Raw genomic sequence first — 14,452 nt, forward strand, 5'->3', positions numbered from 1 at the left:
CCAAATCCGGCGCGCGCCAGCCGGGTGAGGGGCAAAACTCGCCTTCGGCTCAAACATGCCCCTCACAATTCCCGGCTGACACGCGCCGGATTTGGCAACGTCTTCATGCGGGGCACGTCAAAAGCAACCCCAACGTCAAAACCAACGGCAACGTCAAAACCAACGGCAACGTCAAAACCCACAGCCTCTTTGTTTCAGGCTACCGGGCCGCCTTATTGCGACGCCTTCTTTATCGCCTGCTGTGCGACTTCCTTGGCGGCCTTTTTATACGGTCGCAGATACAGGATGGTGCACAGGAAGAAAATGGTGCTCAGCGCCACTTCCAGCCAGCCGAGCCTGGTGCTGAGCAGGTTGCTGTCGCTGGTGGCGCGGACCAGGCCTTCTGTCAGGTAGATCAGGATCAGCATCGAAGCCCATTGCATGGTGTAGACGTCGCGCTTGAGGACGCCGCGCAGGGGGAACAGCAAGGGCAGGACTTTCAGCACCATCCAGGAGCCGCCGGGACGCAGCGGCGCCAGCACCAGTTCCCAGGCCAGGCCCAGTGCGATCAGGGCCAGCAGGCTGCCTACCGCGCCTAGATAAAAGAAACGCGGCTGGCGGGCGGCGTGCGGCAAGGGGTGGGTTGCCGTGTCGGGTTTCAGTTTGGTGGTCATCTTGACCCCGCTGGCTTGAGTTGTAAGGCGGTTGCGGCCAGTCGCCGCCCTTGGGCGATGGCCAGGGTGCGGCTTTCGGCGGAGATCGGCTGGCTGCCGTTCATGCCGGACCAGTGGCTGGCGCCGTAGGGAGTGCCGCCGCTGGCGGTAGTCATCAGTTCGGGCAGGGTGTAGGGCAGGCCCATGATCAGCATGCCATGATGCAACAAGGGTGTCATCATCGACATCAGCGTCGACTCCTGGCCGCCGTGCAAGCTGCCGGTGGAGGTGAATACGCAAGCCGGTTTGCCGGCCAGGGTGCCGGCCAGCCAGTCGGTGCTGGTGCCGTCCCAGAAATACTTCATGGCGGAAGCCATGTTGCCGAAACGGGTGGGCGAACCGAGCGCCAGGCCGGCGCATTCCTGCAGGTCGGCCAGTTCGACATAGGGCGCGCCCTCGGCCGGGATGTCGGGGGCGCTGGCTTCGGTCACGGTGGAGACTGCCGGCACGGTGCGCAGGCGGGCTTCGCAGCCCGCTACCGAGTCGATTCCCTGGCCGATCAGCTCGGCCAGCTTACGGGTCGAACCATGGCGCGAATAGTACAAAACCAGAATCGGTGTAATAACGTTAATGTTGGATGAGTTCATTTTGGTATTATAGGGCGCTTTAGCGCCAACTCATGGTGCAAAACGCATGCCGCGCCCGGTTTCATGATGTGCCGCGGCGGGCAAAATGAGGTAACGCATGACGTCAATAAAATTATCCCGACTGCGCGGGCTGTCCTGGGTGGAGCTGCGCGACCTGTTTCGTTTCGCTGCGCGCCGCCTGGACGAGGAACGCTTGCCGCAGGTGGCCGGCAGCCTGACCTTCACCACCATCCTGGCGCTGGTGCCGATGCTGACCATCGCGCTGGCGATTTTTACCGTATTTCCGCTGTTCAGCACCTTTCGCGCCGCGCTGGAAGAGTATTTCGTGCATAACCTGATGCCGCGCGGCGTCGCCAACACGATTCTCGGCTATCTGAACCAGTTCGCCACCAAATCGGCGAGCTTGTCGGCGCTGGGCGGGGTGGCGCTGATCGCCACTTCGGTGCTGACCATGTCGACCGTCGACCATGTCTTCAACCGCATCTGGCGCGTCAAGACGCAGCGGCCGTGGATCCATCGGGTGCTGGTGTACTGGGCGATCATTACGCTTGGACCCTTGCTGATCGGTATCTCGATCACCGTCACGTCTTATCTGTCGGCGGCGGCCAACGGCCTGGTGGTGAGCTGGGTCGGACGCTGGTTCTACACGCTGCTGTCGGTGTCGCTGACCACTGGCGCCTTTACCTTGCTGTACGTGGCGGTGCCGAACCAGCGTGTCGACTGGCGCGATGCGATCTGGGGCGGCTTGCTGGCCGGTATCGCATTTGAAATCGCCAAGCGCGTGTTTGCCGCCTACATCCTCAAGTTTCCGACCTACACCATGGTCTACGGGGCGCTGGCGGCCTTGCCGATTTTCCTTTTGTGGATCTACATGCTGTGGATGATCACGCTGGTGGGAGCGCTGCTGGCAGCCGCGCTGCCGGTGGTGAAGTACGAGCGCTGGTGGCATGTGCCGTCGCCCGGCAGCGCTTTCGTCGACGCCATTGCGGTGCTGCAGGTCTTGTATCAGGCGCGGGTTCGGAGCAGCTCGGCGGCAGTCGTCGCAGGGCAGATCCGGCGCGCTACCCGGCTCGGCTTCGACGAATCCGAAAGCCTGCTGCAGCAGATGGTGGAGGCCGGCTGGGTCGGCCGGGTGCAGACCGAGATGGCGGCGCGCAGCCAGTGGGGACGCAAAGTGCGCATCAATGTCGACGGCTGGATCTTGCTGGCCAATCCGGAAGTGCTGAAACTGGCCGACATCTACCGCATGTTCGTCTGGAACCCGGCCGCCGGCAGGGCCATCGACAGCGGCCTTGATCAGTGCGTGGAAAGCGCCATCGAACACGGTCTGGAACAGAGCCTGACGGCCCATTTCGAGCGCGAAAATCTAGCCGACCCGCACCTTGATAGTGCCGCCCTGCGGCAGTTTTGAAGTCCAGAAATAACTGATGCTTATCCTGCCGGCATAAGTCGGCTGGGTGTAGTTCATCAAAAACGAAGTCATGGGCCGGCGCTGAGGCGCCGGCGCAGCGCCAGCCGTGCCGGGTTCCTTGAGCAGTGCCGGTATGTGATCGCTATCCGATGTTCCCATAAAAACTCCTGTCGCATTACACTACGTCGTCGCTGTCATCCAGGGCGATGTCGGAAAATAAAGAAATGCATTCTACGGGATAAACGGTTCACATTACTGCGCACCGCATTTTACATAATTAGTAAAAAGACACTTTCCCGCTGAGCATCTGCCAATACATCACCCAGTCGCCCAGGAAAGAATACAGAGGCTGCTTGAAGGTCGCCGGCCGGTTCTTTTCAAACGCGAAATGGCCGACCCAGGCAAAGCCGTAGCCGCACAGCAGCGCTGCCAGCAGCCAATACAGGTTGCCGGTGAATACCAGCATGACGAAGGACGCCAGCGCCAGCGTGGAGTCGACGAAATGCAGCTGGCGGCAGGTACGGTTGCTGTGCTGGCTGAGGTAGCTGGGATAGAACTCGGCGAAAGTCTGATACTTCATTACGGTAGGCATTCTGTCTCCTCAGGGGGCCGTTAGCTAAGCTTAGTCTCCTGCGGCAAGCGCCGCAACTGTCGCTGTCCCGGCGAATTTGAACAGATGCTCCAGCACCGCGTCCGGTTGTTCCGCCATCAAGGCATGGCCGCAAGCCTCCACCTGCACTACCTTGGCCTGTTTGATGGCGCCGATCAGGCCGGCAGCGGCCTTGGCCGGCGTCATGAGGTCGCGCTGGCCCAGCAGGAACAGGGTAGGGCAAGCGACGCCCTGGGCAGCCCGTTCGCCATTGGCGTAGGCATTGCAGGCGGCAAAATCGGTATAGAACACGGTCGGCCTGGCGGTCGACTGGCTGGCGATGCGCTGCATCAGGCGCTGGCTGGCGCCCTGCACGTAAAAGCCTGGCCCCGGCGCCGACGGCTTGGGCGACATGGTGGAGTGTGACCAGATATTTACCATGTCGATCGCGCTCTGCTGCGCGTTGTTGGCGGCATCCAGCAGCGCGTCCGCGACTTTCATCGGATAGGCGCTGCCGACCAGCGCAATGCCGGCGATGCGGCTTGATTGCTGCGGGCGGCCGGCGCTTTCCAGTGCAATCAGCGAGCCCATGCTGTGGCCGATCAGGACCGCCTTGCTGACGCCGGCGGCGTCCAGCACGCAGCTCAGCCAGTCGGACAAGTCTTCGATAGTGGTCAGCGCCGGCCCCTGGCTGCGGCCGTGTCCCGGCAAATCCACCGCCAGCACGCCAAAGCCGTGATGGGCGAAATAGCGGGTTTGCAGGATCCAGACGGAGTGGTCGTTCTGGCCGCCGTGGATAAACACCGCGGTCGGCAGCGCCGGATCGAAGGCCTTGCCGCCGGTGTAGCAATAGGTGTCGTGCTCAGTGTCGCGGAAGTGCGTTTTCAGCAACATGTCATTTCTCCTTCCGCTGCGACATCTTCAGGCCGAAGGCCAGGTCTTCGATCAGGTCCTCGACATTCTCCAGGCCGATGGACAGACGCAAGGTGCCTTCGCTGATGCCGGCGGCGGCCAACTGCTCGCTCGGCACCCGGAAATGGGTGGTGGAAGCCGGATGGATCACCAGCGATTTGGCGTCGCCGACATTGGCCAGGTGCGAAAATATTTTCAGCGACTCGACCATGCGGCGGCCGGCCGCGCGGTCGCCCTTGAGGTTGAACGAGAACACCGCGCCGCAACCCTTGGGCAGCAGCGTCTTGCTGAGTTCGTGGCCGGGATGCGAAGGCAATTCCGGATATGCCACCGATTCCACCGCTGCATGCGCAGCCAGGAATTCCACTACCTTGCGTGTATTGGCGACATGCTTTTCCATGCGCAGTCCCAGCGTTTCTATGCCTTGCAGGATGGCAAAGGCGTTGTGCGGACTCATGACCGCGCCGAAGTCGCGCAGGCCCTCGCGCCGCGCGCGCAGCGCAAACGGCGCCACCGTCGACTCTTCGGAAAACACCATGCCGTGGAAGCCTTCGTACGGTTCGCACAATTCGCCGAAGCGGCCGCTTTTGTCATATGCCTGCTGCCAGTCGAAAGTGCCGCCATCGACCAGCAGGCCGCCGACCGCGGTGCCGTGACCGCACAGGAACTTGGTGGCCGAGTGGAATACCAGGTCGGCGCCGTGGTCGAAAGGGCGCAGCAGGTACGGTGTGGTAAACGTGGCATCGACCATCAGCGGCAGGTAATGCTCATGCGCCAGCGCAGCGATGCGCGGGATGTCCAGTACATCCAGCCCCGGATTGCCCAGCGTCTCGCCGAACAGCACCTTGGTATTAGGCCGGATCGCCGCGCGCCAGGCGTCGATATCGCCGGGATCGACAAAGGTAGTCTCGATGCCGAAGCGCTTCATGGTATAGGACAGCAGGTTGTGCGAACCGCCATACAGCGCGCGTGACGCCACCACATGCGAGCCGGCGCCGGCGATGGTCGCCAGGCCCAGATGCATGGCGGCCTGGCCGCTGGCCACGGCGATCCCGGCGACGCCGCCTTCCAGTGCGGCGATGCGTTCTTCCAGCACCGCGTTGGTGGGATTGGAAATGCGCGAATAGACGTGACCGGCGCGTTCCATGTTGAAGAGCGACGCGGCGTGGTCGGAATCCTTGAAAACAAAGGCCGAAGTCAGGTAGATCGGCGTGGCGCGCGCGCCGGTGGCAGGGTCGGGCACGCTGCCGGCATGCAGCGACACGGTGTCGAAGCCGGGGTAATGAGGGTTGCTCATGGTGTAGGAAGTCTCCTTCTATTTTCGATATATAGGGCGGATGCTGCGCTGCGCGGTAGATTTTTGCTCTGGCTTACGCTACATTCTGGATACAAGCATAAGGCTAACTTTGAAAACCGCCTATCATTTTCAGAGTTGTCCACAACCCAAGCAAAGGCAGGATGGCACCATGAAAGTATCTGAAATTCTCAAAGTCAAAGGCAATATCCTTTACACCGTGACGCCGGAAACGCCGCTGATCGAGGCCGTCAACACGATGGCGGAAAAGGATATCGGTTCGTTGGTGGTGATGGAGTTCGGTACGCTGATCGGCATGCTGACTTTCCGCGAAGTGCTCAATGCGATTCACCAGAACGGCGGCGCGGTCGGCAGCAACACGGTGCGCAAGCATATGGACGACAGCCCGATCACCGTGACGCCGGACACCGAAGTCAACGAAGTGCGCCGCATCATGCTGGAGCGCCATGCCCGCTATGTGCCGATCATGGATGCCCGCACCCTGCTCGGCGTGATGTCGTTCTACGACGTCGCGAAAGCGGTGCTGGATGCCCAGGGTTTTGAAAACAAGATGCTGAAAGCCTATATCCGCGACTGGCCTGCAGCTGCCGAAGAATAGGGCAGCCCTACCTGACGAAGACCGTTTGCGGCAGCAAGATGCCGCAAACGGTTTTTTTGTTAGATAGCTGTCATTAGTGCAAAATGGCGGGTTGGACGGCCCGGCCGCGGCTGCGGGGCGTCAGTTACGTGTCTTTTATCGATTAGAAAGAATTTGCCCATGAATAATATCCGTCCCGACGGTTCTGTGATCGATACCCATAGCAAGGTGCTGGGCTATCTGCTGTGGATTTTCGGCTTTACCGGCGCCCACCGTTTTTACTACGGCAAGCCGGTCACCGGCACCATCTGGTTCTTTACGCTCGGCTTGCTGGGAGTCGGCTGGCTGATCGATGCGTTCCTGATCCCCAGCATGAATCGCCAGGCCGACCTGCGCTTTACCGCCGGCCCCATCGATTACAGCGTCGCCTGGCTGCTGCTGACCTTCCTCGGTTTTTTCGGCGTGCACCGCATGTACCAGGGCAAATGGATCACCGGCATCCTCTATTTGTTTACCGGCGGGCTGTTCCTGCTGGGCGTGCTGTACGACTTCTGGACTCTCAACGACCAGATTTCGATGAAAAATGCGCAGCGCGGGTAAGAGGCTTGAATCATTACCGAGGGATTGACGCCAGGGCGTCAGGACTGATGTGGCAAGCTGCCGCGGCGGCGGCTTGTGCCGGTCCTGTAAAACAATCAACTATCCACCACTGCCTTACTGCGCAGTTTTCTCCCTAGCCTACCTATGTCCAAATCCAGTCAATTTTCCTTGTTGCGCCAGCGCCGTTTCGCGCCGTTCTTCTGGACTCAGTTCTTTGGCGCCTTCAACGATAACGTCTTCAAGACCGCGTTGCTGACGATCCTGACCTACGAAGCGCTCAGCTGGACCAGCATGGACGTCAATGTGCTGAACAACTTGATCCCGGGCTTGTTCATCCTGCCTTTCGTGGTGTTCTCGGCGACCGCCGGCCAGCTTGCCGACAAGTTCGAGAAGTCGCGCCTGGCGCGCTACGTCAAGGTGCTGGAAATTATCATCATGTCGGTCGCCGCGCTCGGCTGGATGACGCATACCCTGTGGCTGCTGGTGCTGGCGGTGGTCGGCATGGGCGTGCATTCCACCATTTTCGGCCCTGTCAAATATGCTTACCTGCCGCAGCAGCTGCGTCCCAACGAGCTGGTGGGCGGCAACGGCATCATCGAAATGGGCACCTTCGTCGGCATCCTGCTGGGCGAGGTCCTGGGCGCGGTGCTGGTGGTGCACAAGCCATGGGGCATCGAACTGGTGGCCGGCGGCACCGTCGCCATCGCGATCCTCGGCTGGCTGTTCAGCCGCGGCATTCCGCTCACCCCGGCCGCCGAACCGGAATTGAAGATCAACTGGAATCCTGTCACCGAAACCATGCGCAACCTGAGTTTTTCGCGCAAGAACCGCCCGGTGTTCCTGGCCATGCTGGCCAATTCCTGGTTCTGGTTCTACGGCGCCATCATCCTGGCGCAATTTCCCCTGTATGCGAAAAATTACCTGCATGGCGACCATAGCGTCTTCGTGCTGCTGCTGACGGTGTTCTCGCTCGGCGTCGGCGCCGGTTCGCTGCTGTGCGAGCGCCTGTCCGGCCATAAGGTGGAAATCGGCCTGGTGCCGTTCGGCGCCATCGGCCTGTCGGTGTTCGGCCTTGACCTGTTCCTGGCCAGCCTCAGCTACACCAATGTCAGCGCGGTGGAGATGGGCGGCTTCGTGCAGCAGCACGGCAGCTGGCGCATCCTGTTCGACTGCGTGATGATCGGCCTGTTCGGCGGCTTGTACATCGTGCCGCTGTTCGCGGTGATCCAGACCCGCTGCGACCGCCAGCATTTGTCGCGCACGATCGCCGGCATGAATATCATGAACGCCTTGTTCATGGTGGTGGCGGCGCTGGTGGCGCTGACCCTGCTCAGCCTGGGTTTCACCATTCCGCAGATTTTCCTGACGACGGCGATCCTGAATGCGCTGGTGGCGGTGTACATCTTCACCGTGGTGCCGGAATACCTGGTGCGTTTCGTGGCCTGGATATTGATCCACACCATCCACCGCGTCACCACTTTCAACCGCGACCGCATTCCGGACGAAGGCGCGGCGGTGCTGGTGTGTAACCATGTCAGCTATGTCGATGCGATCGTGATCATGGCGGCCAGCCCGCGGCCGATCCGCTTCGTCATGGACCACCGCATCTTCAAGGTGCCGGTGCTGGCCTGGCTGTTCAAGACCGCCAAGGCGATCCCGATTGCACCGGCCAAGGAAAATCCGCAACTGATGGAGCGCGCCTTCGACCAGATCGCGGCGGCGCTGGCAGACGGCGACCTGGTTTGCATTTTCCCTGAAGGCAAACTGACCAGCACCGGCGAAATGAACGAATTCCGCGGCGGCATCAAGAAAATCATCGACCGCACGCCGGTGCCGGTGATTCCGATGGCGCTGCGCGGCCTGTGGGGCAGCATGTGGACCCGCAGCGGCGGCAATCCCTTCCAACGCTCGTTCAAGCGCGGTCCGCTGTCGGCGCTGCAGCTGGCGGTAGGCGAGCCGGTGGCGCCGGGGCAGGCAACGCCTGAGTACCTGCAGCAGCAGGTGCAGGCTTTGCGCGGCGAGTGGAAATAACGACGTAGACAGAAAAGGATAAAGTGTCATGACGAAAAAAAATGCCCCGAATACCCTGCTGGATGATGCCGTATCGCTGCAGTCCGCACGCCGCCGCTTCCTCGCCAGCGGCGGCAAGCTGCTGGCCGGCAGCCTATTACTGAGTACTCTGCCTATGCAAACCACCTTAGCCGCCGTAGCCGGCCCAGTGCCCCTGATCATCGACACCGATCCCGGCGCCGACGATGTCATCGCCATCCTGCTTGCCTTGTCCGCACGCGACCGCCTGGACGTCAAGGCGCTCACCACGGTGGCCGGCAATGTCCAGCTGCGCTACACCGCACGCAATGCGCGCATGGTGCGGGAATGGGCCAACCGCCCGGACGTGCCGGTATATGCCGGCTGTTCGCGGCCGATGCTGCGTACGCCGATCTATGCCGCCGAAGTGCACGGCGCCGAAGGCGTCACCGGCGTCAAGATCTTTGAACCGAAACAGCCGCTGGCCAAAGGCTCGGCCGTGCAATACCTGATCGAAACGCTGCTGGCGGCAACACCGCAAAGCATCACCATCGTGACGCTAGGCCCGCAAACCAACCTGGCCATGGCGCTCATCGAAAATCCCGAGATCCGCCAGGGCGTCAAGGAAATCATCATGATGGGCGGCGCCCATTTCAACGGCGGCAATATCACGCCGTCCGCCGAATTCAATGTGTTCGCCGATCCGCATGCGGCCGACGTGGTGTTCAAGAGCGGCCTGCCGCTGACCGTGATTCCTCTGGATGTGACGCACAAGATGCTGACCAGTCCGGAACGCATCGAACGGCTGCGCAAGATCGGCAACAACGCCGGCAAGATCGCCGCCGACATCCTCGACGCCTATGTCGAGCACGACATCAAGCAGTACGGCTTGCCGGGCGGTCCGGTGCATGACGCCACCACCATCGGCTACCTGCTCAGGCCGGACATGTTCAAGGGCCGCATGGTGAATGTCGAAGTCGATACCCGCGAAGGGCCGACCTTCGGCGAAACCGTGGTCGATTACTACCACGCCACCAAGAAGCCGGAAAACGCGCGCTGGGTCACAGAAGGCGATACCCAGGGCTTCTTCGACCTGCTGACGGTGCAGCTGGCTAAATTGCCCTGAACCTTGCGCAGGCAGGCCGGGCTGGCGCGCTCCAGTCCGGTCTGCATCACATTTCGATATCATAAAAGCAATGATGGCGGCGCCCGGCTAACTATCCAGCCCGCTGCGCTGGTAAAATCATGCTTTTCAGCCCCTTTTTCTCTGGATTATCATGCCCGGCAATACCTTCGGCAGTCTGTTTAGCGTCACCAACTTCGGCGAATCCCACGGCCCGGCCATTGGCTGCGTGGTGGATGGCTGCCCGCCGGGCATGGCATTGTCGGAAGCCGATATCCAGCCCGACCTGGACCGCCGCAAGCCGGGCACCTCACGCCATGTCACCCAGCGCCAGGAGCCGGATACGGTCGAAATCCTGTCGGGGGTCTACGAAGGTAAAACCACCGGCACCCCGATCATGCTGCTGATCCGCAACCAGGACCAGCGCAGCAAGGATTACGGCAATATCATCGACACTTTCCGCCCCGGCCATGCCGACTTCACCTACTGGCAGAAGTACGGCATCCGCGATCCGCGCGGCGGCGGCCGTTCCTCGGCGCGCCTGACGGCGCCGGCGGTGGCGGCGGCGGCGATCGCCAAAAAATGGCTGCTGCAGCAGTACGGCACTACTTTCAAGGGCTGCATGAGCCAGCTGGGCGAGCTGCCGATCGTTTTCGAATCCTGGGAACATGCGCCGAACAATCCGTTTTTTGCCGCCAATGTCAGCCAGATCGCGCAGCTGGAAGCGTATATGGATGCCTTGCGCAAGGATGGCGATTCCTGCGGCGCCCGCATCGATATCGTGGCCTCCAATGTGCCGGTCGGCCTGGGCGAGCCGCTGTACGACAAGCTGGACGCCGAAATCGGCTATGCCATGATGGGCATCAACGCCGTCAAAGGCGTGGAAATCGGCGCCGGTTTCGCTTGCGTGGCGCAAAAGGGTTCGCAGCACGGCGATGAAATCACCCGCCACGGCTTCCTCACCAACAACGCCGGCGGCATCCTGGGCGGCATTTCCAGCGGCCAGGACATCACCGTCTCGATCGCCATCAAGCCGACTTCCAGCATCCGCACGCCCAAGCAATCGATCGACAAGCAGGGCAATCCCGCCACGGTCGAGACCTTTGGCCGCCACGATCCATGCGTCGGCATCCGCGCCACGCCGATTGCCGAAGCCATGCTGGCGCTGGTCTTGATGGATCATGCCCTGCGTCATCGCGCGCAATGCGGGGATGTGCAAGTCGAACGGCTGGTCGATCCGCAGTAATTTCCCCAGTATTTCCTGCCTGCGCCACCGTGATACGGTGGCGTTTTGCTTTGTGCTCGCGCTATGGATGTTCACTCGCCAGCGGTTGCGGCGCGCCGTTTGCCGCCGCTGCCAGTTGCGCGCCGGCCTCAGTCCGCCAGAGATTTTGCGATCCTGCTGGCTAATCTTCGGCGGCTGGCGTAGGTTTACGTTACGCTTGTTGCGATTGTGCTTCGTATATGATGGATGAAGCAGCAAGACAGGCATGCCTGAAACCGACCGATCCGGAAAGAGAAGGGGACATCATGATTGATACGCTTTCCAGTGCCGCCCTGGCTGGCGGCCTGTCCTGGGCCAGCGGCATCCGCCTGTACATGGCGCTGTTCATCGCCGGCTGGTTCGGCCGCGCCGGCTGGATCGACCTGCCGCAGGCGCTGCAGATACTGGAATCGCCCTGGGTAATCGGCGTGACCGGCCTGCTGACTGCGATCGAGTTTCTGGTGGATAAGATTCCCGGCCTGGATTCGGTGTGGGACGCCATTCATACTTTCATCCGGATTCCGGCCGGCGCCATTCTGGCGGTAGCCGCCATGGGCCACATGGACCCGGCCTGGACCACGGTGGCGGCGCTGGTCGGCGGCACTTTCGCTCTGGGTGCGCATGCCACCAAGGCCGGCAGCCGCGCCATGATCAATACTTCGCCGGAGCCGCTGAGCAACTGGACCGCTTCGTTTTCCGAGGATGCGACGGTGCTGGGCGGCTTGTGGGCGGCGTTTTTCCATCCCTGGCTGCTGTTTGCCTTCCTGTTCCTGTTTTTTCTGTTTGCGATCTGGCTGGTGCCTAAACTTTGGCGCGGTATCCGCTGGGTCTTCCAAAGGCTTGCCACATGATTTTTTTGCAGTCTCTACGCATGACCCAGCGCGACTGGCGCGCCGGCGAATTACGCTTCTTGCTGATAGCCCTGATTGTTGCAGTTGCCTCATTGTCCGCGGTCGGCTTCTTTGTCGACCGCATGCGCGCCGGCCTCAGCCGCGATGCGCACCAGCTGCTGGGAGCGGACCTGCTGATTTCCGCCGACCAGCGCATCAACCCCGCCTGGCGCAGCGAAGCTGAACGGCGCCACCTGACCCTGGCTGATACCGTAGTGTTTCCTAGCATGGCGCTAGCCGGCGAGGGCGACGACGCCCGCTCGCAGCTGGCTTCGCTCAAGGCCGTCACGGCCGGCTATCCCTTGCGCGGCAGCCTGGTGGTGGCCGATGCCCCCGGCGACGCCGAGCAGACCGTACGGCAGACGCCGGCGGCCGGCACGGTATGGCTGGACGCCAACATGCTGACGGCCTTGAACTTGAAGGTGGGCGATCCTCTCAAGCTGGGCGACCGCAGCTTCACCGTCGCCAAAGTACTGGTGATCGAACCCGACCGCGGCAGCGGCTTCATCAATTTTGCGCCACGCGTGATGCTGTCCATGGCCGACCTGGCCTCTACCAACCTGATCCAGGACGGCTCGCGCGTCACTTATCGTCTGTTGCTGGCAGGACCGGGACAGCAGGTGCAGGATTTCCAGAAGTGGGTGGAAAGCGACATCAACCGCGAAAACGTCAAGGGCGTGCGCATCGAGGGCCTGGAAAACGGCCGTCCTGAAATGCGCGCCACGCTGGACCGCGGCGAACAGTTCCTGTCGCTGGTGGGCTTGCTGTCGGCGCTGCTGGCGGCGGTAGCGGTAGCGATGGCGGCGCGCCGCTTCATGCTGCGCCATCTGGATGCCTGCGCCATGCTGCGCTGCCTTGGCATGACCCAGAACCAGGTGACCCAGCTGTATCTGCTGGAATTCCTGCTGATCGGCCTGGCCGGGAGCGTGATCGGCGTGCTGCTGGGCTTCGGCGCGCATTTCATGCTGCTGGAACTGCTCGGCAAATTCATCTCCAGCGACCTGCCGGGCGCCAGCCCGATTCCTGCGCTGCAAGGATTGATCACCGGCCTGCTGCTGCTGATCGGTTTTGCCTTGCCGCCCATCCTGCAACTGCGCAACGTGCCGCACAACCGCGTGATCCGGCGCGAGCAGGATGCGCCGCAAGCGCTGGTGCTGGCCACTTACGGCCTTGGAACGCTGACCTTCATCGGCTTGCTGTTATGGCAGGCCGGCGACCTCAAGCTGGGTTTGCTGACTGCGCTCGGTTTCCTCGGCGGCTTTGGCCTGTTCGCCTTGCTCGGCTGGCTGGCGCTCAAGGCCTCGCGCTATATCCGCGGCCTGTCGCGCCATCCCAGCTGGCGCTTCGCGTTGACTGCGTTGCAGCGGCGGCCGGCGGCGACCGTGGTGCAGATCGTAGCCTTGTCGCTCGGCTTGATGGCGCTGCTGTTGCTGACCGTGATCCGCGGCGACCTGATCGGCGCCTGGCAGCAAGCCACCCCGGTTGACGCGCCAAATCGCTTTGTGATCAATATCCAGGACGACCAGCGCGCCGAGATCAGCCAGCGCCTGCAGGGAATCGGCATCGCGCGGCCGGAACTGTTTCCGATGATCCGCGGCCGTCTGACCCAGGTCAATGGCAAGCCGATTACGGCCGATACCTATCCGGAGGACAAGGCCAAGCGCCTGGTCGACCGTGAATTCAATCTGTCCACCATGCTGCAGCTGCCGCCGCAGAACACCGTTACCGCCGGCCGCTGGCTAGACGACAGCCAGCCGGCTGCCTCGGTCGAAGAGGGGCTGGCCAAGACCCTCAAGCTGAAGCTGGGCGACCAGCTTCAATTCGACATCGCCGGCCAGCTGGTGAGCGCACCGGTGACCAGCATCCGCAAGCTGGAATGGGGCTCGATGCGGGTGAATTTTTTCGTCATCCTCAATCCAAAACTGATGCACGACATGCCGCAAACCTGGATTACCGCCTTCAAGCTGCCGGAAGCGCAGGCCGCTTTCGGCAACCAGCTGACGCGCGATTTCCCCAACCTGACGGTGGTCGACATCGGCAGCGTCATTCAGCAGATCCAGGGCGTGATCAGCCAGGTGGTGGCGGCGGTCGAATTCCTGTTCCTGTTTACGCTGGCGTCCGGCGCGCTGGTGCTGTATGCGGCGCTGGTCGGCTCGCAGGATGAGCGTACCCGTGAAGCAGGCCTGCTGCGCGCGCTGGGCGCCACCCGCAAGCAGTTGTCACAGTCGCAATGGATCGAGTTCGCCCTGATCGGCAGCCTGGCCGGTTTCCTCGCCGCTAGCGGCGCCGCCGCCATCGGTTGGGCGCTGGCGCAGTATGTCTTCAGCTTCACCTGGACCTTCAGCCCGCTGGTCTGGCTGGCGGGGATGGCGATCGGCGCCGCTTGCACCTTTGCCGGCGGCTGGGTCGGTCTGCGCCACGTATTGCGCCAGCCGCCGCTGCAAACGCTGCGCGAGGCCTGAAG

The 14,452-nt window shown here is 62.0% G+C and carries 14 protein-coding genes; 8 read left to right on the top strand and 6 right to left on the bottom strand.

Annotated features, from left to right (window positions below; genetic code table 11):
- Positions 1 to 212: 212 nt before the first annotated feature.
- Positions 213 to 653: a DUF2069 domain-containing protein gene (locus VNZ65_RS13040; protein ID WP_325669630.1), complete on the bottom strand. Its 441-nt coding sequence runs from the start codon at positions 651 to 653 to the stop codon at positions 213 to 215.
- Entirely contained in the window at positions 650 to 1,279 is a 630-nt protein-coding gene (gene wrbA, locus VNZ65_RS13045) for an NAD(P)H:quinone oxidoreductase (protein WP_325669632.1), read from the bottom strand. The genes VNZ65_RS13040 and wrbA overlap by 4 nt, the downstream gene beginning before the upstream one ends.
- 97 nt (positions 1,280 to 1,376) lie before the next feature.
- On the opposite strand from wrbA, the gene VNZ65_RS13050 reads away from it, so the two are divergent.
- Positions 1,377 to 2,690 carry a YihY family inner membrane protein gene (locus VNZ65_RS13050; RefSeq protein WP_325669634.1) on the top strand — a complete coding sequence of 438 codons (1,314 nt, stop codon included), beginning with the start codon at positions 1,377 to 1,379 and terminating at the stop codon, positions 2,688 to 2,690.
- Here VNZ65_RS13050 and VNZ65_RS13055 read toward each other — a convergent pair.
- The 4 genes from VNZ65_RS13055 to VNZ65_RS13070 all read right to left on the bottom strand — a co-directional run bounded on the left by VNZ65_RS13055 (position 2,646) and on the right by VNZ65_RS13070 (position 5,488).
- Positions 2,646 to 2,849, bottom strand: coding sequence for a hypothetical protein (locus VNZ65_RS13055; RefSeq protein ID WP_325669636.1), 204 nt, complete (start codon positions 2,847 to 2,849; stop codon positions 2,646 to 2,648). The two genes, VNZ65_RS13050 and VNZ65_RS13055, sit on opposite strands and share 45 nt — an antisense overlap.
- Before the next feature lie 118 nt (positions 2,850 to 2,967).
- Positions 2,968 to 3,282 (bottom strand): DUF962 domain-containing protein, encoded by a 315-nt coding sequence (locus VNZ65_RS13060; RefSeq protein WP_325669638.1) that lies wholly within the window; start codon positions 3,280 to 3,282, stop codon positions 2,968 to 2,970.
- Between the two features lie 30 nt (positions 3,283 to 3,312).
- The gene (locus VNZ65_RS13065) at positions 3,313 to 4,173 is read right to left on the bottom strand and encodes an alpha/beta hydrolase (RefSeq protein ID WP_325669640.1); all 861 of its coding nucleotides are present in this window, start codon (positions 4,171 to 4,173) and stop codon (positions 3,313 to 3,315) included.
- Position 4,174: 1 nt separating this feature from the next.
- Positions 4,175 to 5,488, bottom strand: a complete 1,314-nt coding sequence (locus VNZ65_RS13070; protein WP_325669642.1) for an O-acetylhomoserine aminocarboxypropyltransferase — start codon at positions 5,486 to 5,488, stop codon at positions 4,175 to 4,177.
- 169 nt (positions 5,489 to 5,657) lie between these two features.
- Between VNZ65_RS13070 and VNZ65_RS13075 the strand changes: the two genes are divergently transcribed.
- The 7 genes from VNZ65_RS13075 (at position 5,658) to VNZ65_RS13105 (ending at position 14,450) form a co-directional block, all read left to right on the top strand.
- Positions 5,658 to 6,104 carry a CBS domain-containing protein gene (locus VNZ65_RS13075; RefSeq protein ID WP_325669644.1) on the top strand — a complete coding sequence of 149 codons (447 nt, stop codon included), beginning with the start codon at positions 5,658 to 5,660 and terminating at the stop codon, positions 6,102 to 6,104.
- Positions 6,105 to 6,263: 159 nt separating this feature from the next.
- On the top strand, positions 6,264 to 6,683 hold the full coding sequence (locus VNZ65_RS13080; RefSeq protein WP_325669646.1) for a TM2 domain-containing protein: 420 nt from the start codon (positions 6,264 to 6,266) through the stop codon (positions 6,681 to 6,683).
- Positions 6,684 to 6,827: 144 nt separating this feature from the next.
- A complete protein-coding gene (locus tag VNZ65_RS13085; RefSeq protein ID WP_325669648.1) occupies positions 6,828 to 8,714 on the top strand; it encodes an MFS transporter in 1,887 nt (628 codons plus the stop codon).
- A 28-nt stretch (positions 8,715 to 8,742) separates the two neighbouring features.
- Positions 8,743 to 9,837, top strand: a complete 1,095-nt coding sequence (locus VNZ65_RS13090) for a nucleoside hydrolase (RefSeq protein WP_325669650.1) — start codon at positions 8,743 to 8,745, stop codon at positions 9,835 to 9,837.
- Positions 9,838 to 9,988: 151 nt separating this feature from the next.
- Positions 9,989 to 11,080: a chorismate synthase gene (aroC, locus tag VNZ65_RS13095; RefSeq protein ID WP_325669652.1), complete on the top strand. Its 1,092-nt coding sequence runs from the start codon at positions 9,989 to 9,991 to the stop codon at positions 11,078 to 11,080.
- A gap of 284 nt (positions 11,081 to 11,364) precedes the next feature.
- Entirely contained in the window at positions 11,365 to 11,949 is a 585-nt protein-coding gene (locus VNZ65_RS13100) for a DUF4126 domain-containing protein (protein ID WP_325669654.1), read from the top strand.
- Entirely contained in the window at positions 11,949 to 14,450 is a 2,502-nt protein-coding gene (locus VNZ65_RS13105) for an ABC transporter permease (RefSeq protein ID WP_414649123.1), read from the top strand. The genes VNZ65_RS13100 and VNZ65_RS13105 overlap by 1 nt, the downstream gene beginning before the upstream one ends.
- The last annotated feature ends 2 nt before the right edge of the window (positions 14,451 to 14,452 follow it).

The organism is Collimonas sp. (genome assembly GCF_035566555.1).
Lineage (GTDB): Bacteria > Pseudomonadota > Gammaproteobacteria > Burkholderiales > Burkholderiaceae_D > Collimonas.